Origin of the sequence: Neobacillus niacini (genome assembly GCF_019749295.1) — a bacterium.
In the GTDB taxonomy this organism is placed as follows: domain Bacteria; phylum Bacillota; class Bacilli; order Bacillales; family Cytobacillaceae; genus Neobacillus; species Neobacillus niacini_D.
This window is the reverse complement of sequence record NZ_JACWFG010000008.1, coordinates 322970-348459: the sequence shown is the minus strand read 5'-3', so window position 1 is coordinate 348459 and position 25490 is coordinate 322970. Positions and strand designations below refer to the sequence as shown.

The window sequence follows — 25490 nt, the reverse complement described above, 5'->3', positions numbered from 1 at the left end:
CTGGATTAAGGACTAATCCTTCTGGTTAAGTAAACGATTTGTCCTCAAGACCCTGGATTAAGGACTAATCCTTCTGGTTAAGCAAACGATTTGTCCTCAAGACCCCGGATTGAGGACTAATCCTTCCGGGTGAGCAAACGATTTGTCCTCAAGACCCTGGATTAAGGACTAATCCTTCTGGTTAAGCATACGATTTGTCCTCAAGACCCCGGATTGAGCACTAATATTTCAGCGAACACATGATTAGTTCTCAAATAGAATATTCAATACAAATTTCGGGAGGTCAGACTCTGAGAAAATAAAAAAATGCCGAGAAAAATACCTTTATTGACAATCTGAAGACGGCCATGGCCGTCTTTTTTAATAATCCGATGTACTGGTTAAGCCTTGTAGAATGGCAACTCCTGCACTTGCGCCAATTCTCGTTGCGCCTGCTTGAATCATTTTTTCTGTATCCGCCGTATTACGAACTCCTCCAGAAGCTTTCACTCCAATATCTGGTCCAACAGTTTCCCGCATCAGCTTAATATCTTCAACTGTAGCACCGCCAGTTGAGAAACCTGTGGATGTTTTTACGAAGTCTGTACCGGCCTTTACTGCAAGCTCACAGGCACGAATTTTTTCTTCCTCAGTTAGAAGACTTGTTTCGATAATAACTTTGGTTAATGCTTTTCCCTTTGCAGCTTCCACCACTGCACGAATATCTTTTTCAACTAATTCATCATTTTTATCTTTTAAAGCACCAATGTTAATGACCATATCCACTTCATCAGCACCATTTTCTATCGCATTAGTTGTCTCAAAGGCCTTTGTTTCCGGAGTGTTAGCCCCCAAAGGAAATCCAATAACCGTGCACACCTTTACATCGCTGCCGCTAAGCAAATCTCTCGCTGTGCTTACCCATGTGGGATTTACACAAACTGAAAAAAATTTATGTTCTATTGCCTCTTGGCAAAGAGTTTCAATTTGCTGGCGGGTTGCGTCCGCTTTTAATAATGTATGGTCAATCATTGAAGCAACATTAGTCGCAGCCATATTACCTACCCCTTTTCACAATGAAATTTGATACTAACATTAGAATACCCAAATTAAGATAAAAAAAAGGACCAATAAAGGTCCTTAGATTGCAGCTTCTTCTTTTGTAAATACTTCTGCTTTTAAATCATCTTCAACAATTCGTACAAATTGTCCTTCGTTGTATGGGTAACCTGCTTTTGTAATTTTTACTTTAACAAGTTTGCCAATCATTTCTTCTGTTGCAGGGAATACCACTTTTAAATAGTTATCTGTATACCCAACATATAACCCATCGCTAAATTCCTCTTCAGGAATTACTTCTAATACATCGTTCTCAAATTGTGAAGCATATTCCTTTGCTAACTGATTTGAAAGAGTTATTAAGCGATGTACACGCTCATTCTTAACTTCTTCGTCTACCTGATCTTCCATACGGGCAGCAGGTGTACCAGTCCGCTTAGAATAAGGGAAAACATGCAGTTCTGAGAACTTATGATCCTTAATAAAGTTGTACGTTTCCATAAATTCTTCTTCCGTTTCCCCTGGAAAACCAACGATAACGTCCGATGTAACCGCTAGACCTGGAAGTACTTCCTTTAGACGATCTAATCTTTCACCAAAGAATTCCATCGTATATTTACGACGCATTCTTTTTAAAACAGTATTTGAACCAGATTGAATTGGTATATGCAAATGACGAACAATAATATTGGAGTGTTTAATCACTTCAATTACCTCATCGGTAATTTGGCTGGCTTCAATGGATGAAATACGAAGTCTCGCAAGTCCCTTTACCTGTGCTTCTAAATCACGGAGTAACATCGCAAGATTATAGTCTTTCAAATCCTCTCCGTATCCACCAGTGTGAATTCCAGTTAATACGATTTCCTTATAACCCGCATCCACAAGCTGCTGTGCTTGACGAATAACTTCCTTTGGATCACGAGATCTCATTAACCCGCGTGCCCAAGGGATTATACAGAAAGTACAGAAGTTGTTGCAGCCTTCTTGAATCTTTAATGATGCACGTGTACGGTCGGTAAATGCCGGAACATCAAGCTCCTCATAAACCCGACTTTTCATAATATTACCCACGCCATTAATAGGCTGTCGTTCCGTTTTATATTGTTCGATGTATTCGAGCATTTTCACCCGGTCCTGGGTTCCGACAACGATATCTACACCAGGGATTGCCATTATTTCTGCTGGAGAGGTTTGCGCATAACAACCCGTGACACAAATTACGGCATCAGGGTTTTTACGAACCGCACGGCGAATAACCTGGCGGCTTTTTTTATCTCCAGTGTTCGTAACAGTACAGGTATTTATAATATAAACATCTGAGATTGATTCAAATTCTACTCGATCGTAGCCTTCTTGCTTGAACAATTGCCAGATTGCTTCAGTCTCATAATGATTCACCTTACATCCAAGTGTATGAAAAGCGACTGTTGGCATTTTATTCATCTCCTCATTAATTCAAAATGGTAGGAAATTGCCGCTAGAGCATATAAAGGGGCAGTTTCCGTTCTTAATATCCGCGGACCTAAGCCGCACAGAATAAAATCATTTTCTTGTAATACTCTTACTTCTTCATCATCTAGTCCACCCTCAGGACCAAAGACTAGCAGAAGTGATTCCCCTGGATTCATTTTTTGTAGAGTTGCTGAAAATAGGGATGTTTCACCGCTTCTGCTTTCTTCTTCAAAAGCAACTAATTTATATTGAAAACTTTTGCTTTTTCCTAACAAAGCTTTAAAATTCATTGGGCTTATGATTTCAGGAACAATACCTCGATGGGATTGTTCAGCAGCTTCTTTGGCAATTTTTTGCCATCTCTCTACTTTTTTCACTGCTTTTTTGTCATCCCATTTTACAACCGAACGGCGCGCTGAGAATGGTATAAATTCGCGGGCACCAAGTTCGGTACCTTTCTGAATGATCCACTCAAGCTTGTCCCCTTTGGGCAAACCACTTGCAATGGTTATTGAAATAGGTAACTCTGACTTCTCATCTTTCCATTGTACAACGTCTGCAAGTACTTGTTCATCGGTAATTTTTGCAATTTCACAGATTGCTGCTTTACCATCTGGTTCGACACAAATGATTTTGCCGCCAATGTCCATACGCATTACTTTACTAATATGATGGCGGTCATCACCATCAATCACAAAACGATTTTCATTTGCACGTTGTTTAACAAAGTACCGTTGCACACGATGCACCCCTTTAAAACATTTTACTCTTTATTTTACTGCAATAATTGTTTCATTTAAAGCAGGGAAATAGAAAAAAGGGGCATTATCCCCTTTTTTAGCATTATATCCTTTTAGCAATAATGGCAACCCAATCTTCCATTAAGATGGTTTCAGTGATTTCAAAGCCGGACTGAATGAGTCCTTCTTTGACTTGATCTTTCTTCTGTTGAATAATTCCGGAAGCAATAAAAGTTCCTCCAGGTTTAACAACTCGTGCCACGTCATCTATAAATCGTAAAATAACCTCGGCTAAAATATTGGCAACGACAACGTCAGCACTATTTTCTTCTACACCATCTAAAAGATTATTTTGCGATGTAGTAACTTTGCTGCTTACTTTATTAAGCTTTATATTGAGTCGCGCTGAAGTTACAGCAACTTCATCCAAATCATAAGCACGGACATCTTCTGCACCGAGCATTGCTGCAGCAATACTAAGCACCCCTGAACCAGTTCCAACATCAATTACTCTGTCACCAGGTCGAACGGTTCTTTCTAGAGCTTGGATACACATTACTGTAGTTGGATGCGTTCCAGTTCCGAAGGCCATTCCAGGATCCAATTCAATGATTAATTCATCACTGCTGACTGGAGTATAGATCTCCCAAGTAGGAACTATTGTAAACTTCTCTGAAATTTTAACAGGATGATAATATTTCTTCCATGCTGTAGCCCATTCTTCCTCATTCACTTCGCTTATGGTTACTTTATTTTTACCAATATCGATATTGTGGATAATCAGATTATTAATGGATTCTTTTATCGCGTCTACGGTTTCACCAAGAAAGCTGTTAACTGGTAAATAGGCTTTTACAATAACCCCTTCTTCAGGGTAATCATCTGGATTGAGTTGGTAGATTTCCCCGAACTGATCTTGCCTTTCCTTTGTTAGTTCAAAAGGATCTTCAATTACTACGCCGCTAGCACCCGCCTCATGTAAAATATGCGATATTGGTTCAATCGCTTCGTTTGTAGTGTGAATACTAAGTTCAGACCATTTCATTCTACCAACTCCAATCCTTAGTCGCCTTTAAAGGCTCGTTTTACTTTTGAGAAAAAGCCTTCTTCATGCTCCCCTATTGGTGAATTACCACTTAGGTCAGCAAACTCACGAAGAAGCTGCTTTTGTTTATCTGTTAATTTTGTTGGAGTAATAATACGGACGATAATATGCTGATCTCCTACTCCATAGCCACGGACATTTGGAATTCCTTTTCCTTTGAGTCGGAATTTAGTCCCGGTTTGTGTTCCAGCAGGAACCTTTAGTTTAACTTTTCCATGTAAAGTCGGTACTTCAATTTCATCACCAAGGGAAGCTTGAACAAAAGTAATAGGCATTTCACAATAAACGTCATCGCCATCTCTTTCAAAGAACTCATGCTCTCTAACGTGGAAAACAATATATAAATCTCCAGAAGGTCCTCCGTTAATACCGGCCTCACCTTGTCCTGAAATCCTTAACTGTTGGCCATCGTCAATACCCGCAGGGATTTTAACATGGATTTTTTTCCGTTTTTTCACTTTACCTGAACCGCCGCAGGTTGAACATTTATGTTTAATTTCCTTACCTGTACCATTACAATGATGGCAAATACGACGATTGACCACTCGGCCAAAAGGTGTGTTTTGCTCAATATTTAACTGACCTGTTCCATGACAGTGTTGACAGGTTTCAGCCTTCGTTCCCTTTTTAGCACCTGAACCGCTGCATGTACCACATGTTTCTTCACGAGGAATTTCAATATCTGTTTCTTTCCCGAAAGCAGCTTCCTCGAACGAAATGGTCATGGTGTACTGTAAGTCAGCACCTTGTCTTGGGGCATTAGGGTCACGCCTTCGCGAACCGCCGCCGCCGCCAAAAAACGTATTAAAGATATCTTCAAAGCCGCCGAAGCCGCCGCCAAAATCAGCGCCGCCGCCGAAGCCTTGATTTGGATCAGTATGACCGAATTGATCATAGTGTGCCTTTTTTTGATCATCGCTTAAAACCTCATAAGCTTCAGCGATTTCTTTAAATTTATCCGCAGCATCAGCCTCTTTATTAATATCTGGATGATATTGTTTAGAGAGCTTTCGATATGCCTTTTTTATCTCATCCTTAGAAGCGCCTTTACTAACCCCAAGCACCTCATAGTAATCTCGTTTACTCATTGATTACCACTCCCGAATCTGTCACATAAAGATTATTCTAACACAATAAAAACACAAATTACAAAGAAAAAGCCAAAGCCGATGCTGACTTTGACTTTTTCATCAGTTAGTTCATAAAAATTTTATTTCTCATCCTTGATTTCTTCAAATTCAGCGTCGACTACATTGTCATCTTTAGGTCCTGCTGCTCCGCCTTCTGCACCCTGTGCTCCTTGTGCCTGCTGCGCAGCTTGCTCATATAGCTTAACAGTTAAAGCTTGAACAATCTCCTGTAATGCGTCCTTTTTAGCACGGATTTCAGCTAGGTCATTGCTCTCAATTGCAGCTTTTAAAGCATCTTTAGCTTCATTCGCTTTTGCAACCTCATCAGCATCCACTTTACCTTCAAGATCTTTTAAAGTCTTTTCTGTTGTGAATACTAACTGATCAGCTTCATTGCGAAGTTCCACTTCTTCTTTACGCTGTTTGTCTGCTTCCGCATTTTCTTCAGCTTCTCTGACCATCTTTTGAATTTCTTCATCAGAAAGACCAGTTGAAGATTTGATTGTAATTTGCTGCTCTTTATTTGTTCCAAGGTCTTTAGCACGAACATTAACGATACCGTTCTTATCGATATCAAACGTTACTTCAACCTGTGGAATTCCACGTGGTGCCGGTGGAATATCAGTTAATTGGAAGCGGCCTAATGTTTTATTTAGGTTAGCCATTGGACGTTCCCCTTGAAGAACGTGGATATCAACAGCTGTTTGATTATCAGCAGCAGTTGAGAATACTTGTGATTTAGATGTTGGGATTGTTGTATTACGGTCGATTAACTTCGTGAATACTCCACCCATTGTTTCAATACCAAGTGAAAGTGGTGTAACGTCAAGTAATACTACATCTTTAACATCACCTGTGATAACTCCGCCTTGAATAGCCGCACCCATCGCTACTACTTCATCTGGGTTAACACCACGGTGTGGCTCTTGACCAGTTGCTTTTTTAATCGCTTCTTGAACAGCAGGAATACGAGTTGACCCACCAACAAGAATAACCTTATCAAGCTGTGATGGTGAAAGGCCAGCGTCACTTAATGCTTGGCGAGTTGGTCCCATTGTCCGCTCTACAAGGTGAGCAGACAGCTCATCAAATTTAGCTCTAGACATTGTCACTTCAAGATGAAGCGGTCCAGCCGCTCCAGCAGTAATAAACGGTAAAGAAATTTGAGTAGAAGTTACTCCTGATAAATCCTTTTTCGCCTTTTCTGCTGCATCCTTAAGACGCTGTAATGCCATTTTATCTTGAGAAAGGTCAATGCCATTTTCTTTTTTGAATTGTTCTACTAAGTAATCAATAATTACTTGGTCAAAGTCATCTCCGCCGAGACGATTGTCACCTGCTGTTGATTTTACTTCGAATACGCCATCTCCAAGTTCAAGGATTGATACGTCAAATGTACCGCCGCCTAGGTCGTAAACAAGAACGGTTTGGTCTTGGTCTGTTTTATCTAAACCGAATGCAAGTGCTGCAGCAGTCGGCTCATTGATAATACGTTCAACTTCTAAACCAGCAATTTTACCAGCATCCTTTGTTGCTTGACGCTCTGCATCATTAAAATAAGCTGGTACAGTAATTACTGCCTTTGTTACTGGCTCTCCAAGATAATCTTCAGCATATGATTTTAAATATTGAAGAATAATCGCTGACATTTCTTGTGGAGTATAATTTTTTCCTTCAGCTTCTACTTTATAATCTGTTCCCATATGGCGTTTAATAGACATAATGGTATTAGGGTTTGTGATTGCTTGACGCTTTGCCACTTCCCCTACTTGACGTTCACCGTTTTTAAATGCCACAACAGATGGTGTTGTGCGGTTTCCTTCTGGATTTGGAATAACCTTTGGCTCGCCGCCTTCAAGAACAGCGACACATGAGTTTGTTGTACCAAGGTCAATACCGATAATTTTACTCATTTCCTTTTCCTCCTATACCAAATATGTAGTTTTATTGATTCACTTTTACCATTGATGGACGGAGAACCCGATCCTTTAACATGTAACCCTTTTGGAATTCCTCAATGACGGTATTGGAACCATAATTTTCATCTTCCCCTGTCATTACCGCTTGATGGAAATTTGGGTCAAATTCTTTTCCAACTGATTCTATCGCTTCAACGCCTTCTTTTTTCAAAGCTTCCACTAATCCGCGATACACCATTTCCATTCCCTGCAGCAATGATTTTGACTGCTCATTATCTGCTTCTATATTCAAAGCTCTCTCAAAATTGTCCAACGCAGGAAGCAATTCAACTGCTAATTTTTGAGCTCTATATTTCTCACTGGCTTCGATATCCAACCGCGTACGACGGCGGAAATTATCAAAATCTGCTTGAAGGCGTAAATAACGATTATCCGCTTCCTCCAGCTTGTTGGTGAGTACTTGAATCTCAGCTTCATAGTCTATACCCGCAGATTTATCATTAGGAGTACTGTTTTGATCTCCTGCTTCTGCAAAAACACTTTCAACTTCCTCATCGGTAAGCTGGGCATGTTCATTGTTTTGTGATTCAACTTCCTCGTTTAGTGTATGATTTTTTTCTTTTGTCAACTTACTCACCTCCTTAAAGGGTTGGTGTATTTATGATAAATGTAAGTAATTTCATGAAAAGGGGGAGTGAAAGAGTAATTCACCTAGGTGAATTGAGCAGTAATTCACCTGGGTGGAAATACACAGTAATTCACCCCTTATTCAATATTTCCAGCCCTATTATTTTTGATACAGGTTCGTTAACACTGAGGTTAGGTCTTTACTTAAAAACTGGAGCAAGCTTATTACCCGAGAATATTCCATTCTAGTTGGACCAAGAATCGCGATGGTTCCCAATTTTTCTGCTCCAACCGAGTAAGTTGCTGTTATCAAACTGCAATTTTCCATTGCACTATTATTGTTTTCTCTGCCAATTTTCACGTTAATACCAGCTGAATCATTTTTAATCAATGGATAAATCCATTCTTCGTGATCAATCATTTGCAGGAGACTGCGAATTTTACTGATATCATGAAATTCTGGCTGACTTAACATATTCGTCTTCCCGCCAAAGAAGAGCTTTTCATTAGCAGGCATTTTTAATGAATCAGCAATGGTATGAAGCATTAAATCATAATTTCGAATATGCTGCCTTAATAACATCGCTACTTCTTTGTAGATTTTATCGTTTAAATCTTCAAGTGCTACCCCAGTCAACCGTTCATTCAGAATGTTAACCGTTTTTTCCAAATCACTTGCGTCCACTGTTGGAGGCAGATAAAATGTTCGATTTTCAACATGTCCCGAATCGGTTACAAAGATTGCTACAGCACTTTCCTTATTTAAAGGAATAATCTGAATTCGTTTAAGCTTATTAAAACTGGCAGCAGGACCTAATACGATAGAAGTATAATTGGTTAAGTCGGATAAAATCTTTGCTGACTTTTGAATGATTTTTTCAAATTCAAAAATTTTCTCAGCAAAAATCGATTGGATAATCGATATATCCTGTTTGTTTAAGGCTTGAGGCGATACTAAATGATCTACATAATACCGATAGCCTTTTTCTGAAGGAACACGGCCAGAAGAAGTATGCGTTTTTTCAATATAGCCTAGTTCTTCAAGATCAGCCATCTCATTCCTTATCGTGGCTGAACTAAATGATATTTCATCCTTTTTCGACAAACTCCTTGAGCCGACAGGTTGTGCAGACCGAATAAAATCATCAACAATAACCTGAAGAATCAATAATTGACGATCTGTTAACACCTTTCATCACCTCTGTTAGCACTCATTGAAGTCGAGTGCTAATTCTATTAATAAATTATCAAAAATAGGGGGATGGTGTCAATCATTTGATATTAAGAAATTGCAAATCATTATGTCTTCAGGGTTAATTGGCAACCCCTAAAAATGATTGAAAAACCTCATTACCAAGCAGCCGCCCTGTTTTTGTTAAATATATATTATCTTCTTTTACTTCTATCCATTTTTTTGCAATCAAATCCGAAATCTCATTTTCAAATATTTTCAGCGGGTCGAGATTAAATTTTTCAATGAAATGGGATATTGATACTCCATCTGTTTTTCGCAGACCTAAAAACATTTCTTCTTCAATTTGTTCTGCTTTTGAAGTTTGATGTTCCTGAAAGATAGGAAGGTTCCCGTTATTAATTTGTTCCATATATTTTTTCAATGGTCCTGCATTTGAGCGTCTCCAGCCATTCACATAGCTATGAGCACCTGCTCCGAACCCATAATAGGAATCGTTATTCCAATATGTTAGGTTATGTTTGCTTTCATAGCCAGGTTTTGAAAAATTACTAATTTCATACTGATTAATTCCGTGCTTGTCCATTTCCTCCATAAGCAGTTCATACATTGCTGCTTCCGCATCTTCTCCAGGCTGCGGTAGTTTGCCTTTTTGCATGAGATTGTAAAAAACGGTCTTTGGTTCAATAATTAATGAATACGCCGAATAATGTTGAATATCCAGTGTAAAAGCTTCTGTCAATGATTCTTTGAAGTCAGTAAGTGTTTGAGTCGGCAGACTGAAAATTAAATCAATACTGATGTTATCGAAACCAATTGACTTCGCATTTTCTACAGTTTGGTACACATCCCTTGCCCGGTGGACACGTCCGATTTTTTTTAATAATTCATCGTTAAAGGTTTGAACACCGAGACTAAGCCGGTTCACACCTGCATCTTTTAATATTTGTAACTTTTCTTTTGTTAAATCCCCCGGATTTGCTTCAAAGGTATATTCAAGATTACTGCCCGCCGGTAAATTCCTGTTTATACTTTTGCAAAACCTCTCAAGCTGCTTTTCATTTAGGGATGTTGGTGTCCCGCCACCCACAAAAATGGTCTCCAACTGATTCGTTGGGTATTTTTGTAACGTTAAAATCATTTCCTGCTCAAGTGCCTGGATATATTCATCCACCGGCTGCCCCTTTAAAAAGACTTTATTAAAATCACAATAATGGCAAATATGCTCACAAAAGGGTATATGGAGATAAGCAGCTTTAATCATATTTTCACCTTCCTGGAAAAGCGGAAGCGCCTTGCTCAGGGGCGACAGGCATAAGACGAGCCGGCGGGAAGGTTGTTCTTTAACCTTTCTGACGGATTGACTTATGACCCCGAGCCCCTAGGCGCTGCAGCTAGACATTTTTTTCTAGTAAAAAGAGGCTGGATTTCGCCTATAAATAGACATCCCAACCTCCCGTTTCATTTTTATTTTTTTGTATTGTTATCATCCATTTTGAGAACAGCCATGAAGGCTTCTTGTGGGACCTCGACAGAACCAACCTGTTTCATCCGCTTTTTACCTTCTTTTTGTTTCTCGAGCAGCTTTCGTTTACGGGAGATATCTCCCCCATAACATTTAGCCAATACGTTTTTACCCATAGATTTAATGGTTGAACGAGCAACAATTTTTTGACCAATAGCGGCTTGGACAGGAACTTCGAATTGCTGCCTTGGAATTAATTCCTTTAGCTTCTCAACAATGACTTTGCCGCGTTCATAGGCAAAATCTTTATGGACGATAAAGCTTAAGGCATCTACCTTTTCAGCGTTTAACAATATATCCATCTTAACCAAGCTGGAAGGTTTGTAGCCAATTAACTCATAATCAAATGATGCATAGCCTCGGGTGCTGGATTTAAGTTGATCAAAGAAATCATAAACAATTTCTGCTAACGGAATTTCATAGATAATGCTTACACGATTTTCACCTTGGTATTCCATATTAATAAACATACCACGCTTTTGCTGACACAGCTCCATAATTGCACCGACATATTCATTTGGAGCCATCATCGTTGCTTTTACGTAAGGCTCTTCAACATGGTCAATTTTCTGTGGATCCGGAAGATTTGAAGGGTTATCCACTTTTATTTGAGTGCCATTTGTCATGTGTACATCATAAATAACACTCGGAGCAGTCGTAATCAAATCAATCTTAAATTCACGCTCAATACGCTCTTGAATAATCTCCATATGAAGAAGACCTAAGAAACCACAGCGGAACCCAAAGCCTAAGGCTTGAGATGTTTCAGGCTCAAATTGAAGCGCAGAATCATTTAACTGCAGTTTCTCCAGCGCTTCACGTAAATCATTAAATTTTGCTGTATCGATTGGGTACAAGCCACAATACACCATTGGGTTTAATTTACGGTAACCTGGCAGCGGTTCGGATGCACCGTTTTTAGCATTCGTAATCGTATCACCGACACGAGTATCTCCGACATTTTTAATAGATGCTGAAAGGAAACCAACATCACCAACAGTTAACTCGTTTAGAAGCGTAGATTTAGGAGTAAATACCCCTACTTCATTTACTTCAAATTCAGCACCTGTCGCCATCATTTTAATTTTGTCCCCTACTTTTACACTGCCCTCAACCACTCGAATGTAAGCTACAACGCCACGATAGGCATCGTAAAGGGAGTCAAAAATCAATGCTTTTAATGGGGCATCAGGGTCACCTGTTGGAGCAGGGACACTTTTTACAACCTGTTCAAGAATATCTTCAATTCCAATACCAGCTTTAGCAGATGCTAGTACTGCTTCAGAGGCGTCAAGTCCAATTACTTCTTCAATCTCATTACGAACTCTTTCTGGCTCAGCACTTGGTAAATCAATTTTGTTAATAACAGGTAGTATTTCAAGGTTATTATCTAATGCAAGATAAACGTTCGCCAAGGTTTGCGCCTCAATCCCTTGGGCAGCGTCAACAACTAAAACCGCACCTTCACAAGCAGCAAGGCTTCGAGAAACCTCATACGTAAAATCGACGTGTCCAGGGGTATCAATTAGATGGAAAGTATACTCTTCTCCATCTCTTGCTTTGTATTTTAATTGCACAGCATTTAACTTAATTGTGATTCCGCGTTCTCTTTCTAAATCCATCGAATCCAGAAGCTGCGCCTTCATTTCACGGGAAGTTAATGCATTAGTTTTTTCTAATATACGGTCAGCTAGTGTTGACTTCCCATGGTCAATATGGGCAATAATCGAGAAATTTCTAATCTTTGATTGTCTTTTTAATTTTTCTTCTCTATTCATGTGTTTCACTCCTACTATAACTCGCACAATTACACTATTTTTGATTATATCAGTACGGGAAATAAGATTCAATTAAAACTAAGGTGGTGGGTTCTTACAATTAAAAATAGCGGTATCCCGAAAAGGAACCGCTAAAATATTATTGAGTAATAAGATTAATTAATTTCTCAGAAGCATTTGAAATACCTTGGGAAATCTTCTTTCCCATTGAGGAAAATAAATTAAAGGCACTTATTTCCTCTAGCTTCTTTTTCTTTTCATCAATATCATGACTCGATATCTCATTTCCTAAAAAAGTAGCTTTTACTTGCTCGCCATTATCGTTTATTGCCACAGCATTTTGAAAATTCGGATCATCATAGCCCTTCATTTTATGAATGCCATCATTCGCTAATTGCATTCCGGCTAACACCGAAATAAACATAAGAGCCATGATACAAAAAAATTTCAGCATGAACATTTTCATAGGACATGCTCCTTTACCTCTATTGTTTATCTGTGTTTTGTTCTGTCTCTGCGTTAACTTTTTCTGCTTGCCAGTAATATTCACTAAAAACATCTGCAAGTGCTTCGGCAGAACGGTTTAACTCTTCAAAGGTATTATCAACACCGCCAAATTCCACTAATATTACATTCTCAGATAAGTTTTGATTATAGACACCGTTTTGCCCGGCACCCTGGTTCATGTGAATTCCCCAGCTCAATCCCTTATATTTCTTTTCTAGGAGATTATGGAGATCACTTGCTAATTTTTCATTTTTTTCATGATTTGGATTTTTACCGCCAATAACAAAAGCCAATTGTGCATATGCCTTGCCATTTATCATAACTGTCGTTTTATCTTTACGGCGTGCATCTCTATGGATATCAATAAAATAATCCAATTCACGGTTTGTGGCCATTGCAGACTGGACTAATTCACCAGATTTTTGGTAAGTACCAGCCATTTTAACAGACCCCATAATATCAGACTTATCAATTGAGGTTCCAATACCCCTAGCCTCTAAGCTTGCTTTCAACTGATCGCCAATCTTGGTGACATTTAATTGTGAGTGATAAGCTAGATTCGGGTCAGTCACTCCTTGTAAATAAGGAAGATATGACTCACGATTATGAGTAAAGTATAGATGAACCACCTTTTTATCACCTGTCGTAAGTGAGGGATTTGAAGGAATCTCTTCCTGTGTTCCTTTGTCTATACCTTCAATATTTTGCAGTGATGCCTCTCGTTCAGCTTTCATTATTTCTAATGGGGGTGAGCTTTCAAATGGCATGTTCGTATAATTTGAACCTTGCCCAGCTACAAGTATTTTTCCATCAAACTGTTCAAATCCTGGCAGTTCCCTGCCTAAGAGACTTCTTGGATCATCTAAATTAATATTGCTCGATAGCTTAAAAATTAAGTTGGTTAACTTTGGGCTCGCAGTTAAATCATCTTCAATGGATAAAAAATGATGATTCTCCCAAGCCATTAGTTGATAGAGCATTTTTCCATTTACTTCATTTGCGGCAGTATTAACAGAATTAGACATAGGTCTAAATTGGGGCTTTAATGATGTTAATAGCCCGCTGATTGAAAACACCAATAACATGAACAATAAGATAAAAGAGGTTACTTTTATTAGATTCGTCCCTTGCACCGTCAAAAACAATCCGGAATTCCTAGTAGATTTCATGGTTCCACCTCTCAATTTGATTCTAGTAAATACTTATGACATTACTAGAATTGCTAGAACCATAATTCGCAATTAAGAGGCGGTGAAAGAATCTTATCTCGTATAGTAACCTGCATTATCTTGATCGACATTACTGTGGAGAGAAGCATTCAATCCACTTGCTATTAGATTTGCCATATCTTCAATAAATACATCCACTTCCTTTGGGGTAACCATTAAATTATGTCCCAAAGGCGATAAAACCTCATAGATTAATTTTCGTTTTTCTTCCTCTTCTAAAGTACCAATCATCCCTAGAAAGGTCTGGCGGTGTTTTTCTTCCGGAAGATCATCTTCGGTAAGTTTTTTTCTCTTCCCGAAAGTCATACCCGCTGGTGCGAGGGCTCTCGAAGGACGATTTCCTTCCTTGAGCTCCTTGCCAAAATGCTTCAGGATATAATCAATCGTGTCACTCGTAATCGAAACTGCATCAACAACGGTCGGAACCCCAATAGCTATGACAGGAACTCCTAATGTTTCTTTGCTTAGTTCTTTTCTTTTGTTTCCTACTCCTGACCCAGGATGAATACCTGTATCAGAGACTTGGATGGTAGAATTAACTCTTTCAATCGACCTTGCCGCTAAAGCATCGATGGCTATGACAAAATCAGGCTTGGTTTTCTCGACTACACCAAAGATAATATCGCTCGTTTCAATTCCCGTTAATCCCATAACTCCAGGAACTAAAGAACTAACTGGACGATATCCTTCCTCAACACTCTCTGGCTGTAATTGGAACAAATGCCTGGTGATTAAGAGGTTCTCACACACCATCGGACCAAGTGCGTCAGGAGTAACATTCCAATTTCCCAGCCCCACCACAAGGCATGACGCATCCTTTTTGATACCTGTTCCTTCTAAGAAGTGTGCAAATTCTTTTGCAAAAATTTCTTCCACTTTTTGCTGCAAAGGGGTGTCCTGCTGTCTAATGCCCTGAACCTCTACTGTTAAATAGCGTCCTTCTTTTTTACCAAGCTGTTGTGCTCCTTCACCTGTGATCTCAACTAATGATATTTTTATATCATCTATATCTTTTTCTTTAATAATGACTCCTTCGATTTGGGAGATGTTTTCTCCCTGATGTACTGAGCCTTCCCTATCAGCTATAACCATTTCTCTTGCTTCAATCGCTAAATCCGTTCGAATTGAGTACTGACTTAAGTCAATATTGGTGTTATTATTCTCCTGCATTATGTCTCGCTCCTATCCTTAGGTACTAAACTAGAAACTATTTCCTTATTTTTGCCCCTTTTCCGCTAAAACATTCAAGTTTATTCTTATATGTAAATAATCTAGTATTGCAATCTAGGGTTGGGTTTGATAAAATATCTCTTGTTCTGATTAATTGTGAATGAAGGTAAAGTCGAGTTCATATAGTCTCGATCCTTTGTAGGAGGTGAAAGTAATGCCTAACATTAAATCTGCTATTAAGCGTGTAAAAACAAGCGAAGCTCGTAATGCTCAAAATACAACTGCTAAATCTGCAATGCGTACTGCTGTTAAGAAAGTAGAAGCTGCTGTTACTCTTAACGATGCTCCTGCAGCTAAAGAAGCATTCTCAACTGCTGCCAGCAAACTAGACAAGGCTGCTGCTAAAGGACTTATCCATAAAAATGCTGCTGCTCGTAAAAAATCACGTCTTGCTAAAAAAGCTAACTCACTATAAGAAAAGCGGAGGGCGCCTGCTTATCGGCGACAAGCAGAAGACGAGCCGGCTGGAAGGTTGTTCTTTACCTTTCGGACGGATTGGCTTCTGACCTCGAGCCGATGGCGCCTGGAGCTGGACAATAATTTGAGTGCACAAAAAAACGATTCCTTTTGGGAATCGTTTTTTTGTATTAACGCTTTATTTTAAACAATAACATTTCAATTAGTAATGATTTATTCATGCCGCCCGTTTTCATCTGGTAATCAGCGTTGGCAAGCATCCCCATTAGGTTTGTCAATTCTTCATCCGTAAATTGATTGGCTTGTCCGGCAGCAAGCTTAACTCTAAAAGGATGAGTCTTCAAAAATCCAGCCATTTGCTGCTGTCCATATCCTCTTCTCGAAAGCTCTTTAACCTGATAAATCAACCGGAATTGGCCAGAAAGTAAGGCTAATATTTTTATCGGTTCCTCATTTTGCTTTAATAAATCGTAATAAATTCTTAATGCGTCTTCTGGCTTTCGTTGTACAACCTTTTCAATTAATGTAAAAATATTTTGCTCTAATGACCTCGATACTAATCTTTCTACCATCGCGGCGCTAATTTGTTTTTCATCAGCGGCAAACAATGCTAATTTATCAACTTCACTTGTAATCATGAACATATTTGTTCCCACAAGTGTAATCAAAAGTTCGAGCGCTTCAGGATCAAAAACAATCCCATTTACTTTAGCTCTCTCTTTCACCCAATTTTTCAATTCATATTCATTTAACTTCTTTGCTTCAACCGTAACCGCACTTCTTTTTAACTCTTTCGTAATTTTTTTTCGTTCATCGAGTTTTTCATACGGAGCAGATATAACTAAGACAGTATAAGGTGCAGGTTCTTTTATATACGATTCTAATCGTGAGATATTATGGTCGATTTTTTCTTTTGTTTTTTCAGCTGTTAAAAACTTAGGATTATGTAAAAATATTACTTTTTTCTCCCCTAAAAAAGGAAAGGTTTCTGCATCCTCTAAAGCTGTTTCAATAGGTGTTTCATCTAAATCATAAGCAGTAAAGTTAAAATCCTTATCCTCTTCATCTAAAACTTGATTAAGCAATAATTGTTTCGTTTCATTGATTAAAAAGGCCTCTGTACCATATAATAAATAAATGGGAGCAATTTCCCGTTTTTTAATTTGTTTCCATATATCTAATACCATTATCCAAGCTCCCCTTCAATTTACATTCCAATATATATCGTAAAGAAGCTTGGACAATTTGACAAGTGTTTAAAGGGAATTGGCAGCTTTCACTAGAAGTGCCAATTCCCGATCTATAATGAACGCCTGCAATTAAAGCCCTAGGAATTTTTAATTGCTTGGCGGGGTTCCTTGTGTAATTTAGTGTCACCTTTTTACGATAAAGTATTTGTGTCAACTCTTGTCAATATAGGAAGTAGATATTCAAAGCATACTGGATTTTTCAAGTGAAAAAGCTTATAATATTATGTGAAATAGGAGGGGTATATTGTGAATGAATTTGAACAAAATGTAGATAAACGCAACGACGCAATTGATTCTGGTGTAGGCTTTATCGTTTCATTTGGTTTTTTTGCTACAATGTTTATTATTGCAACAGTTATTAAAGTTATCGGATCCTAATGCATTGCTACATAATGAGATGATGGAGGCTGCAAATCAAGCAGTCTCTTTTCTGTTTAAATGAGCTATTGCTTTATATTATGTATAAAGGGAGAAAAGGTTCCATTCTCCTGATTAAATCTATATGAGACAGCGCCATGGTAATCCGTTCTGTAGACAGTCGTATTCGCGAGCTGCTCTAACACTTCGTTATGAGGATGGCCATAACGATTACGTTCACCAACTGAAATCAAAGCAATAGAAGGATTAATTTTATTTATGAATATCTCACTCGTTGAGGTTTTACTGCCATGATGTCCTGCCTTCAGTACATCTATTTGTAAATTAGGATATTTCTTTATAATCCTTTCCTCTCCCGCTTGATCGAGATCACCGCCAAAAAACCAATTAAGCCCTCCAATATTTGCCATAATCGCAATTGAACCACTATTACGTTCACCTTGATAATTTTTTTCAGGACTTAGAACGTAGAATATACTTTTACCAATTTCCCACGAGCTCCCTTCAGCCACCGTTACAACCTGAATTCCTCTTTTATTTGCCTCCTTAATAATATTTATTTCGGATTTTGAAGGCTCAGCGACAGAGGGCATTAATATTTGCTTAACATTTATATCTTTTAAAACAGCCAGTGTTCCACCAATATGATCACTATCACCATGTGTGAGAATAAGTTTATCTATTTGTGTAAGTCCCTTTCCTTTTAAAAAAGGGACTACCACATCTCTTCCAACTTCGTATGGTTTCGCTGCCTTTTTCCACTCTTCCTCCTCAAATTGAATGGTTCCCCCTGTGTCAATTAAATAGGTACCTTTACCAAAGGGATAATGAATCAAAATACTGTCTCCCTGTCCAACATCAATCATCGTGACTTCCCCATAAGGATTTGCCCAATTTAATATAGTCTGGAAAGAAACCAGGATAATAGCTAAGACAATAACTTTTAGTTTCCTCTTTTGTTGTATACCCGCTTCCCAAAATAGAAAGATGACAAGGATGATTACCACATAAATAACAAAGATTATCAGGTTAGGTCTTCCTGTGACAAGCTGTGCGAATGATTGGCCTGCAAGAAAGTCAATCATTGCATTTGCTAAGGTAATGATTTTCGTAAATAGGGTTATTAGAATGGATGGAGTATCACCGAAAACAATTTGAATAATATACAGGATATATAATCCCGGGAGAAATACAAACGAGAAGAGCGGGATATAAAGAAGATTGGCTGCAATGCTGATAAATGATATTTCAAAAAAGTGATACAGTAAAATCGGCAATGCTGCGAGTTGAGCGATAATGGAAGTAACTATCATAGCCGAGATCATTTGTTGGTACCGAGGTAAAATACTTAGGGATAAAATAATGCCATAACTGACTGAATAAGATAACTGAAAACCTGCATCTAAGATGATTAAAGGAGAAAAAAATACATAAATCATGAATGTAAGGCTGATGGCATCAATGGGTGACAGTTTAATTTGTTTGTTCCATTTTACAATAAATAGTATAAGGAAAAGCATTAACACCGCTCGAATTACAGATGGAGAGGCGCCAGTTAGAATGGCATAAATCGGTAAAATAATGAGTAGAAAATTCACCATGAATTGCCTAGTTACACCGATTCTAATCCCTAAATAAAAAACCATTCCAATTAATAAGGAAACATGAAGGCCAGAAATTGCCAGTAAGTGCACAATTCCGGTTTTTTGATAATTCATTAGAACTTCTGGGTCAAACATACTTCTATCACCAAATATTAAGGCAGCAGACAGTGAGGCTATTTCTGGGGGAAAGTGTTTTTCCAAATAATGAATGCCCTTAAATCGCACTTCTTTAATTATTATTAATGGTGATGATTTTACTTCAGCACATTTATTTAAAGGATTATTTTCTATTTCAAGTACCTTATAAACTTTTTTACTTGCTAAATAGTTACGGTAGTTAAATGCATTAGGATTTTTTGCTATAGATGCTTCTGTTAATACTCCTGTAACCTGGCATATACGGCCATAAAAGTTAGTCTCTTTTAGAGTATCCTTCTCTGCCTCTGTTTTAATTTTATAGCGTATCAGCAGTTTTTCTTTATTCTTAAGTTCAATTGCTCTAACCTGGAGCAAATCACCGTCCACCTTTGTATTTTCCGTATATTGCAGATAAAAGGTGGTAAGTGAAGCCTGCAGGCTAGTTTTATTATTTAAGACGGCATGGTGTCCAGTGAGGAAAAAGGTAAGAAATAGGCAAGTGAGGAGAAACAATTGTAATTTGGTATACCGCTTATACCTGTAGAGGAGATAAAAATAAACAATCGCACCAAATAAGAAAGGCAGAAAAGAGAAAAGTGCAGATAATACACCTAAAACAGCAGCCATTGCTAGATAAAAAAATTTACCATTCATAATTAGTCTCCATTAATTGGGGAGGTATTTAACGCCGGCTGACCGGCGTTATTTTTTAGGGGTTATTGACTTATTTTCCGAAGATCAATCACTGATTCTTTAAGTTCCACTTTTTCAGTTCTTACATTAGCCTGCTGAAATAATTTAATAGCATGGGGATGATTTTTATAATCCTCTGCATAATAAACCGTTTTAATTCCTGCTTGGATGATGGCTTTACAGCACTGCAAGCATGGAAAATGAGTAACATAAATTTCTGAATCCGCTGTTGGTACACCAAATTTGGCGCATTGCAGCAGGGCATTCATTTCAGCATGAATGGTCCTGACACAATGATTATCAATAACATAACAGCCTTGATCAATACAATGGTCTCCGCCAGCTATGGAACCATTATAGCCGCCTGCAATGATTCTCTTATCTCTGACGATTGTTGCACCCACTGTTAGTCTAGTGCAGGTACTTCTTAATGCCAGCAAATGACTCTGGGCCATAAAATATTGATCCCATGAAATACGTTCCACTTTCCCCATCTCCTCCAAAATTCGATTACTTTCTCTCTTAAGTGTAATATCGGATACTTTAATAGGTCAATGATAATTCTATTGAACAGTAATGAGATCTTTTAGTTTATCAAAAGTCTTATCACCAATTCCACTTATATTTTTCAAATCTTCAACATTTTTAAACTGCCCGTTTGTTTCTCTATATTCCAAAATAGCAGCCGCTTTTGAAGGACCGATTCCAGGCAGGTTCTGAAGTTCATTTTCATCGGCTTTATTCAGATTAATTTTTGCTTGGTTACTTGAACCACCGGCAGTTTCTGACACGCTCGTACCCGCAGGCATAGAAATGCCTTCCTCTCCCTTTGCAGGGATATAAATGACCATTGCATCCTCAACATGCTGCGCAAAATTCACCTGACTTTCATCAGCGATTTCCGTTAATCCTCCTGCACGATTAATAACATCTATTACTCTTTCTCCCTGACTAGATGAGTACACACCAGGCAATTTCACCTGCCCCTTAACATCCACGATGATGCTTACCGTTTCCTGAATGTGCTCTTGTGGCTGCGGGCTATCCTTCTCTTCCTGTACTTCCTGAGGGACTATATTTTCAATATTTGTTTCGGAAGATTTATTCTCTTCAAAGAAGTAAAAAATGGCTGTTATTATGATTATAGCAGTAATTATGACATATAACTTATGCTCGGTCATCCAGTCTTTCATCATGTATCCATCCTTTCAATTGGTATATTTCACTATCAATTTTCATATTGTTATTAGAGAATCTGCATGCGAAGGAGGGTCGGAATAATGAAAATAGGTATCATTGGTACCGGTAATATGGGGACAATTTTGATCGAGGCTTTAATCGATGGAAAAGCAGTTTCCCCTTCTTCAATGGTGATAACAAACAGAACAAAAACAAAAGCGATGCTGCTTAAAAATAAATATAAGGGAATAAGGGTTGGGGAAAATGCAGCTGAAGTGGCATCTCAATCCGATTTGGTGTTTTTGTGTGTTAAACCACTGGATGTTTACACCATCATTAATGAAATTAACCCACAATTAAATAATAGAAAGTGTGTTATTTCCATCACAAGTCCTATTGATACAAATCAACTGGAAGCAAAGACATCTTGTTCAGTGATCAGGGTTATTCCGAGTATTACAAACCGGGCTTTAGCGGGAGTTTCTCTCATAACGTATGGTGAACATTGCAGTGACAATTGGAAAACAAAAGTGGAAAGTTTATTTGCGAAGATTTCGGTACCAGTAACAATTGATGATAGGATAACCAGAGTCGCATCTGATATCGTTAGCTGCGGACCGGCATTTTTTAGTTATCTGCTGCAACGCTTTATCCTTGCAGCTGTAAAAGAAACGGAGATTGATCAAGAAACGGCAACGGTAATGGCAAGTGAAATGATTGTGGGGTTAGGAGAGTTAATTAAACAAGGACACTATACATTACCTTCATTACAAGAAAAAGTTTGTGTCAAAGGCGGTATTACGGGTGAGGGCATTAAAGTGATGGAGGAGGAGCTTGGAGATCTCTTTGAACATATTTTCCAAGCCACACATAATAAGTTCAATGAAGACTTAGAGAAAGTCAATTCGCAGTTCTATAAACATTAATTCGCCAAGATAAGTCAAATTCCTTTATTTATTTTAAAAAAAGCCATCTTTTTTTCAAGATGGCTTTTTTCTTGCAATAAAGAATATTCTTTCTGACTGATCCTGTGGTTTATTATTTGTAAAGTCAGCAGATATTTCTAGGATTTCGAATCCTGCAGCTTCTAACCAAGAAGAATACTGACTAGTAGGATATGTCCTTTGGTAATGTATTTCGTCAAAACGATCGTATTTACCGGACTGTTCATCTAAAATAAAGAAACTTAGCTCATGTTCTACACTATTTGGTAACTCACCAGCAAAACTGTTCCAGATATAGGATAAATGATCATCAGCTAAGGTAAAGGTTTGATCGATAAATAGCTGTGATACTTTATAAGTAGAATGGACATCAAAAAAGAATAAGCCGCCAGCCTTTAGGTGATTATAGGCACTGGCAAAAGTATGTATTACATCGTCATCCGATTGTAAGTAATTCAATGAATCACAAAAAATCCCAATTATATCAAATTCTCCGTGTCCTTCTAAACTTGCCATATCCTGTTCATAAAAGGGAATAAACACGCCCTCTTTCTGCGCTTTTGCCTGTGCTACAGCCAGCATATCTGGTGATAAATCAACGCCAGTTACTGAAAAGCCCTCCTTTGCAAACCGAACGGAGAGCTCCCCAGTGCCACAAGCTAAATCAAGCAGATTTTTACCACCTGCTTGATATTTATCCAATTTTTCTTTTACAAATCTCACCCATTCATCATATGGAGCATCCTGCATGAGCTCATCATATAGATAGGCAAACTGCTGATAACTCATGTTGTAAGCTCACTGCGAATATCCTCTAAAGGTGCATCGCCCCATAAGCGTTCTAACTTGTAGTAACTTCTCTCATCACGATGGAATACATGTGCAACCACATCACCAAGGTCAATTAAGATCCATGTCGCTTCATCAAAGCCTTCCATTCTTCGCACATTGTATCCATTTTCTTCTGCTTTTTCTTTAATTTCTCTAGCAATTGCCTGAACTTGTTTGTCCGAGTTTCCGTGACAAATAATAAAATAATCGGCAATTAGCGAAATCCCCTGCATATTTAACGCTAAAATATCTTCAGCTCTTTTATCATCAGCAGCTTTTACCGCGATTTTTAATAACTCTTGATTAGACATTAATCAATCCTCCTGACTCATTACGAGATCATTATATGTTTGAAAGCTATCCGGATAAACCGGCTGATTCTTTTTCATTAAGAATAGTATTGTATTTTTTACAGCTTGTATTAACGCTTTGTCCAAATCTTCTTTTGCTAAGGCTCTTACCTCATCCACCCCGGGAAAATGGCGGCCCGGTTCAATATAATCTGCTAAATAAATTACTTTTTCCAGCAGAGTCATCCTTGGCCTTCCTGACGTATGATAGGTAATCGCATCAAGTACTTCCTTATCCTTTATCCCGGCTTCTACTTCGACTAAGTAAGCCCCTGCTGGTGCATGCCACAGCTCTGAGTGATAATCGAGCAAATTCTCAGGGAATTTTTGCGCTAAGATAATTTGCCTCAGTTCATCCTTTGGCCTAAACTTTGCATAATCATGGAATATTGCAGCCAATTCTGCCTTCTTTACATCAGCACCGTATCGCTTTGCTAAAGAAATGGCAGTTTCCATGACTCCTAATGTATGCCGATATCTATGGTCCGTTAACTGTTCTTTTACGATTTTTAATGCGTCTTCACGTTCCATATAAGTGCTTCTCCCTTATAAAATCAATGACCGAGTCGGGTAATAAATACCGTACGGTCATGCCTTGTGATACTCTCTCTCTAATCATACTCGATGAAACATCAAATGCCGGAACATCTACATAGGTAATTGGGTAATCTGTCTGCAAGCTGTATTGCGGCCTTTCTACACCAACAAATTGGACAAGTTCTATCAGTTCATCAATCTTATGCCAGTTGGGAAGATATTCGATCATGTCTGCTCCAATGATAAAATAAAATTGATGTTTCGGATATTGTTCATTTAATATCCTCATGGTTTCAACAGTAAAAGAAGGACCCGATCTCTCAAGCTCACCTTTTTCGATTTTAAAGGAAGGGTTCCCTTTTATAGAAAGCTCCAGCATCTGCAGACGATCTTGATTTTCAACAGAATCCGACTTTTTTTTATGAGGAGGCTCTTGGTTTGGCATAAACCAAACTTCATCAAGATTAAGCTTGGAGAGAACCTCATTAGCGATTAACAAGTGGCCATAATGAGGCGGATCAAATGTCCCTCCCAAAATCCCAACCTTTGTCATGACGAAACCTCCTTATGGAAGTGTTATTTGTTTCTTTTCTACCGATTCTTTGTAAAGTACAATTGTATTTCCAATTATTTGGACGATTTCAGCACCTGTCCCTTGCGCAAGCTGCTGAGCAACAACGTTTTTATCTTCTTCACAATTTTGCAATACACTAATTTTAAAAAGTTCCCTTGCTTCTAAGGCCTCTGCCACTTGTTTTACCATATTTTCATTTACTCCGCCTTTTCCTACTTGAAATATTGGATCTAAATGATGGGCTTTCGACCGTAAAAATCTTTTTTGTTTTCCTGTTAACATTTCGCGCCTCCAAGCTGTTGTAGTACATTTTCTCTCATTCTGTTTACATCTGGGAATATTCCTGTCCATTTCTCAAATGCTAAGGCACCTTGATAAACAAACATCTCCACTCCATTTTGAACGGTTGCACCCTTTTGTTGTGCTTCCTTTAAAAATTGTGTTTCTAAAGGGTTGTAAATAATATCACAAACCAGGGCTTGAGCATTTAAATTACTAAGACTAATGGGTACTTCTGATATTTTAGGGTACATCCCTATCATCGTTGTCTGAATAACCACATCATATTCATTAAGATTGGCAGCTGCTTCTTCCAATGATAAGGATTTAGAATTTGATTCAAACGGGCATGCCTCAATTAATTCTTCCGCTTTACTAACAGTTCGATTTGTAATATCAATTGCGAGAGGCTTCAGTTTCGCCATTGTAAAATAAATAGCCCTTGCAGCCCCTCCTGCACCGATAACTAAGATCTTCTTGTCAGAAAAGGATGTGATATAAGGATCTAAGCCTTTAATAAATCCATATCCATCTGTGTTATAGCCGATTAATTTCCCATTATCATTTACCACAGTATTTACTGCACCAATACTCATTGCCAGTTCATCCACACCATCTAAAAAAGGAATGATGGCACTCTTATGTGGTATTGTTACATTAAACCCTTTTATTCCAATAGCCTTTAACCCTCTAACAGCTGTTCCTAATTCATCCGGACTAACTTTAAAGGGATGATAATGAGCATCCATTTCATAAGATGCTAACACATCATTAAGCATAATAGGTGACATTGAATGACCAATTGGATATCCCAAAACAGCAAAAAGCTTTTTCACCGGTT

25 protein-coding genes and 1 pseudogene are annotated in these 25490 nt (G+C 38.3%); 3 read left to right on the top strand and 23 right to left on the bottom strand.

Translation table 11 applies throughout. The annotated features are described in order from the left end of the window. Positions 1-360: 360 nt before the first annotated feature. The 13 genes from deoC to gpr form a co-directional block, all read right to left on the bottom strand. Positions 361-1035 (bottom strand): deoxyribose-phosphate aldolase, encoded by a 675-nt coding sequence (deoC, locus tag H0184_RS13250; protein ID WP_221825895.1) that lies wholly within the window; start codon positions 1033-1035, stop codon positions 361-363. A gap of 84 nt (positions 1036-1119) precedes the next feature. Further along, positions 1120-2475, bottom strand: a complete 1356-nt coding sequence (mtaB, locus tag H0184_RS13245) for a tRNA (N(6)-L-threonylcarbamoyladenosine(37)-C(2))-methylthiotransferase MtaB (protein ID WP_221825887.1) — start codon at positions 2473-2475, stop codon at positions 1120-1122. A gap of 5 nt (positions 2476-2480) precedes the next feature. Further along, a complete protein-coding gene (locus tag H0184_RS13240) occupies positions 2481-3233 on the bottom strand; it encodes a 16S rRNA (uracil(1498)-N(3))-methyltransferase (protein ID WP_221825885.1) in 753 nt (250 codons plus the stop codon). Between the two features lie 103 nt (positions 3234-3336). Next, the gene (gene prmA / locus H0184_RS13235) at positions 3337-4278 is read right to left on the bottom strand and encodes a 50S ribosomal protein L11 methyltransferase (protein ID WP_221825883.1); all 942 of its coding nucleotides are present in this window, start codon (positions 4276-4278) and stop codon (positions 3337-3339) included. Positions 4279-4295: 17 nt separating this feature from the next. Beyond that, positions 4296-5426: a molecular chaperone DnaJ gene (dnaJ, locus tag H0184_RS13230; protein ID WP_221825880.1), complete on the bottom strand. Its 1131-nt coding sequence runs from the start codon at positions 5424-5426 to the stop codon at positions 4296-4298. A 122-nt stretch (positions 5427-5548) separates the two neighbouring features. Next, positions 5549-7381, bottom strand: coding sequence for a molecular chaperone DnaK (gene dnaK / locus H0184_RS13225; protein ID WP_221825879.1), 1833 nt, complete (start codon positions 7379-7381; stop codon positions 5549-5551). Between the two features lie 31 nt (positions 7382-7412). Continuing rightward, positions 7413-8015: a nucleotide exchange factor GrpE gene (gene grpE / locus H0184_RS13220; RefSeq protein WP_221825876.1), complete on the bottom strand. Its 603-nt coding sequence runs from the start codon at positions 8013-8015 to the stop codon at positions 7413-7415. A 159-nt stretch (positions 8016-8174) separates the two neighbouring features. Further along, the gene (hrcA, locus tag H0184_RS13215) at positions 8175-9203 is read right to left on the bottom strand and encodes a heat-inducible transcriptional repressor HrcA (RefSeq protein WP_221825874.1); all 1029 of its coding nucleotides are present in this window, start codon (positions 9201-9203) and stop codon (positions 8175-8177) included. 124 nt (positions 9204-9327) lie between these two features. After that, positions 9328-10470: a radical SAM family heme chaperone HemW gene (hemW, locus tag H0184_RS13210; protein ID WP_221825872.1), complete on the bottom strand. Its 1143-nt coding sequence runs from the start codon at positions 10468-10470 to the stop codon at positions 9328-9330. Between the two features lie 203 nt (positions 10471-10673). Then, positions 10674-12509 (bottom strand): translation elongation factor 4, encoded by a 1836-nt coding sequence (lepA, locus tag H0184_RS13205; RefSeq protein ID WP_221825865.1) that lies wholly within the window; start codon positions 12507-12509, stop codon positions 10674-10676. A 139-nt stretch (positions 12510-12648) separates the two neighbouring features. Then, positions 12649-12975 (bottom strand): DUF3679 domain-containing protein, encoded by a 327-nt coding sequence (locus H0184_RS13200; protein WP_221825862.1) that lies wholly within the window; start codon positions 12973-12975, stop codon positions 12649-12651. Between the two features lie 19 nt (positions 12976-12994). Then, a complete protein-coding gene (locus tag H0184_RS13195) occupies positions 12995-14185 on the bottom strand; it encodes a stage II sporulation protein P (protein WP_221825860.1) in 1191 nt (396 codons plus the stop codon). Positions 14186-14278: 93 nt separating this feature from the next. Continuing rightward, entirely contained in the window at positions 14279-15415 is a 1137-nt protein-coding gene (gene gpr / locus H0184_RS13190) for a GPR endopeptidase (protein WP_221825858.1), read from the bottom strand. 214 nt (positions 15416-15629) lie between these two features. On the opposite strand from gpr, the gene rpsT reads away from it, so the two are divergent. After that, positions 15630-15890 (top strand): 30S ribosomal protein S20, encoded by a 261-nt coding sequence (rpsT, locus tag H0184_RS13185; protein WP_063251355.1) that lies wholly within the window; start codon positions 15630-15632, stop codon positions 15888-15890. 172 nt (positions 15891-16062) lie between these two features. Here the strand turns inward: rpsT and holA are convergent, their stop codons facing one another. Further along, positions 16063-17079: a DNA polymerase III subunit delta gene (holA, locus tag H0184_RS13180; protein ID WP_221825856.1), complete on the bottom strand. Its 1017-nt coding sequence runs from the start codon at positions 17077-17079 to the stop codon at positions 16063-16065. Between the two features lie 309 nt (positions 17080-17388). On the opposite strand from holA, the gene H0184_RS13175 reads away from it, so the two are divergent. Then, entirely contained in the window at positions 17389-17520 is a 132-nt protein-coding gene (locus H0184_RS13175) for a YqzM family protein (protein WP_221825849.1), read from the top strand. 65 nt (positions 17521-17585) lie between these two features. Here the strand turns inward: H0184_RS13175 and H0184_RS13170 are convergent, their stop codons facing one another. The 3 genes and pseudogenes from H0184_RS13170 to H0184_RS13160 all read right to left on the bottom strand — a co-directional run bounded on the left by H0184_RS13170 (position 17586) and on the right by H0184_RS13160 (position 21151). Continuing rightward, the gene (locus tag H0184_RS13170; protein WP_221825847.1) at positions 17586-19916 is read right to left on the bottom strand and encodes a DNA internalization-related competence protein ComEC/Rec2; all 2331 of its coding nucleotides are present in this window, start codon (positions 19914-19916) and stop codon (positions 17586-17588) included. A gap of 77 nt (positions 19917-19993) precedes the next feature. Continuing rightward, positions 19994-20440: pseudogene (locus H0184_RS13165) on the bottom strand (ComE operon protein 2); the annotation flags it as partial. 78 nt (positions 20441-20518) lie between these two features. Continuing rightward, on the bottom strand, positions 20519-21151 hold the full coding sequence (locus H0184_RS13160; RefSeq protein ID WP_260631550.1) for a helix-hairpin-helix domain-containing protein: 633 nt from the start codon (positions 21149-21151) through the stop codon (positions 20519-20521). Positions 21152-21235: 84 nt separating this feature from the next. Here H0184_RS13160 and comER point away from each other — a divergent pair, with 84 nt between their 5' ends. Further along, complete coding sequence (gene comER, locus H0184_RS13155) at positions 21236-22060, top strand: late competence protein ComER (protein WP_221825842.1); 825 nt, start codon at positions 21236-21238, stop codon at positions 22058-22060. Between the two features lie 54 nt (positions 22061-22114). Here comER and H0184_RS13150 read toward each other — a convergent pair whose 3' ends face one another. The 6 genes from H0184_RS13150 to aroE are packed head-to-tail and all read right to left on the bottom strand — an operon-like array spanning position 22115 to position 25485. Further along, positions 22115-22867 (bottom strand): class I SAM-dependent DNA methyltransferase, encoded by a 753-nt coding sequence (locus tag H0184_RS13150; protein WP_221825836.1) that lies wholly within the window; start codon positions 22865-22867, stop codon positions 22115-22117. Beyond that, complete coding sequence (rsfS, locus tag H0184_RS13145) at positions 22864-23220, bottom strand: ribosome silencing factor (protein WP_063251362.1); 357 nt, start codon at positions 23218-23220, stop codon at positions 22864-22866. The genes H0184_RS13150 and rsfS overlap by 4 nt, the downstream gene beginning before the upstream one ends. A gap of 3 nt (positions 23221-23223) precedes the next feature. Next, positions 23224-23790, bottom strand: a complete 567-nt coding sequence (gene yqeK, locus H0184_RS13140; protein ID WP_221825835.1) for a bis(5'-nucleosyl)-tetraphosphatase (symmetrical) YqeK — start codon at positions 23788-23790, stop codon at positions 23224-23226. Continuing rightward, positions 23780-24349, bottom strand: coding sequence for a nicotinate-nucleotide adenylyltransferase (locus tag H0184_RS13135; RefSeq protein ID WP_221825833.1), 570 nt, complete (start codon positions 24347-24349; stop codon positions 23780-23782). The genes yqeK and H0184_RS13135 overlap by 11 nt, the downstream gene beginning before the upstream one ends. Before the next feature lie 12 nt (positions 24350-24361). Continuing rightward, complete coding sequence (gene yhbY, locus H0184_RS13130; protein ID WP_221825830.1) at positions 24362-24652, bottom strand: ribosome assembly RNA-binding protein YhbY; 291 nt, start codon at positions 24650-24652, stop codon at positions 24362-24364. Further along, a complete protein-coding gene (aroE, locus tag H0184_RS13125) occupies positions 24646-25485 on the bottom strand; it encodes a shikimate dehydrogenase (RefSeq protein WP_221825826.1) in 840 nt (279 codons plus the stop codon). Before aroE ends, yhbY begins: the two co-directional genes overlap by 7 nt. Positions 25486-25490: the final 5 nt, after the last annotated feature.

What these genes read in the sequence shown, in the direction of transcription:
- deoC (WP_221825895.1), bottom strand. Translation starts at nt 1,035, where the DNA reads ATGGCTGCGACTAATGTTGCTTCAATGATTGACCATACATTATTAAAA.
- mtaB (WP_221825887.1), bottom strand. Translation starts at nt 2,475, where the DNA reads ATGCCAACAGTCGCTTTTCATACACTTGGATGTAAGGTGAATCATTAT.
- prmA (WP_221825883.1), bottom strand. Translation starts at nt 4,278, where the DNA reads ATGAAATGGTCTGAACTTAGTATTCACACTACAAACGAAGCGATTGAA.
- dnaJ (WP_221825880.1), bottom strand. Translation starts at nt 5,426, where the DNA reads ATGAGTAAACGAGATTACTATGAGGTGCTTGGGGTTAGTAAAGGCGCT.
- dnaK (WP_221825879.1), bottom strand. Translation starts at nt 7,381, where the DNA reads ATGAGTAAAATTATCGGTATTGACCTTGGTACAACAAACTCATGTGTC.
- hemW (WP_221825872.1), bottom strand. Translation starts at nt 10,470, where the DNA reads ATGATTAAAGCTGCTTATCTCCATATACCCTTTTGTGAGCATATTTGC.
- lepA (WP_221825865.1), bottom strand. Translation starts at nt 12,509, where the DNA reads ATGAATAGAGAAGAAAAATTAAAAAGACAATCAAAGATTAGAAATTTC.
- H0184_RS13200 (WP_221825862.1), bottom strand. Translation starts at nt 12,975, where the DNA reads ATGAAAATGTTCATGCTGAAATTTTTTTGTATCATGGCTCTTATGTTT.
- H0184_RS13195 (WP_221825860.1), bottom strand. Translation starts at nt 14,185, where the DNA reads ATGAAATCTACTAGGAATTCCGGATTGTTTTTGACGGTGCAAGGGACG.
- gpr (WP_221825858.1), bottom strand. Translation starts at nt 15,415, where the DNA reads ATGCAGGAGAATAATAACACCAATATTGACTTAAGTCAGTACTCAATT.
- rpsT (WP_063251355.1), top strand. Translation starts at nt 15,630, where the DNA reads ATGCCTAACATTAAATCTGCTATTAAGCGTGTAAAAACAAGCGAAGCT.
- holA (WP_221825856.1), bottom strand. Translation starts at nt 17,079, where the DNA reads ATGGTATTAGATATATGGAAACAAATTAAAAAACGGGAAATTGCTCCC.
- H0184_RS13170 (WP_221825847.1), bottom strand. Translation starts at nt 19,916, where the DNA reads ATGAATGGTAAATTTTTTTATCTAGCAATGGCTGCTGTTTTAGGTGTA.
- H0184_RS13160 (WP_260631550.1), bottom strand. Translation starts at nt 21,151, where the DNA reads ATGATGAAAGACTGGATGACCGAGCATAAGTTATATGTCATAATTACT.
- comER (WP_221825842.1), top strand. Translation starts at nt 21,236, where the DNA reads ATGAAAATAGGTATCATTGGTACCGGTAATATGGGGACAATTTTGATC.
- H0184_RS13150 (WP_221825836.1), bottom strand. Translation starts at nt 22,867, where the DNA reads ATGAGTTATCAGCAGTTTGCCTATCTATATGATGAGCTCATGCAGGAT.
- rsfS (WP_063251362.1), bottom strand. Translation starts at nt 23,220, where the DNA reads ATGTCTAATCAAGAGTTATTAAAAATCGCGGTAAAAGCTGCTGATGAT.
- yqeK (WP_221825835.1), bottom strand. Translation starts at nt 23,790, where the DNA reads ATGGAACGTGAAGACGCATTAAAAATCGTAAAAGAACAGTTAACGGAC.
- H0184_RS13135 (WP_221825833.1), bottom strand. Translation starts at nt 24,349, where the DNA reads ATGACAAAGGTTGGGATTTTGGGAGGGACATTTGATCCGCCTCATTAT.
- yhbY (WP_221825830.1), bottom strand. Translation starts at nt 24,652, where the DNA reads ATGTTAACAGGAAAACAAAAAAGATTTTTACGGTCGAAAGCCCATCAT.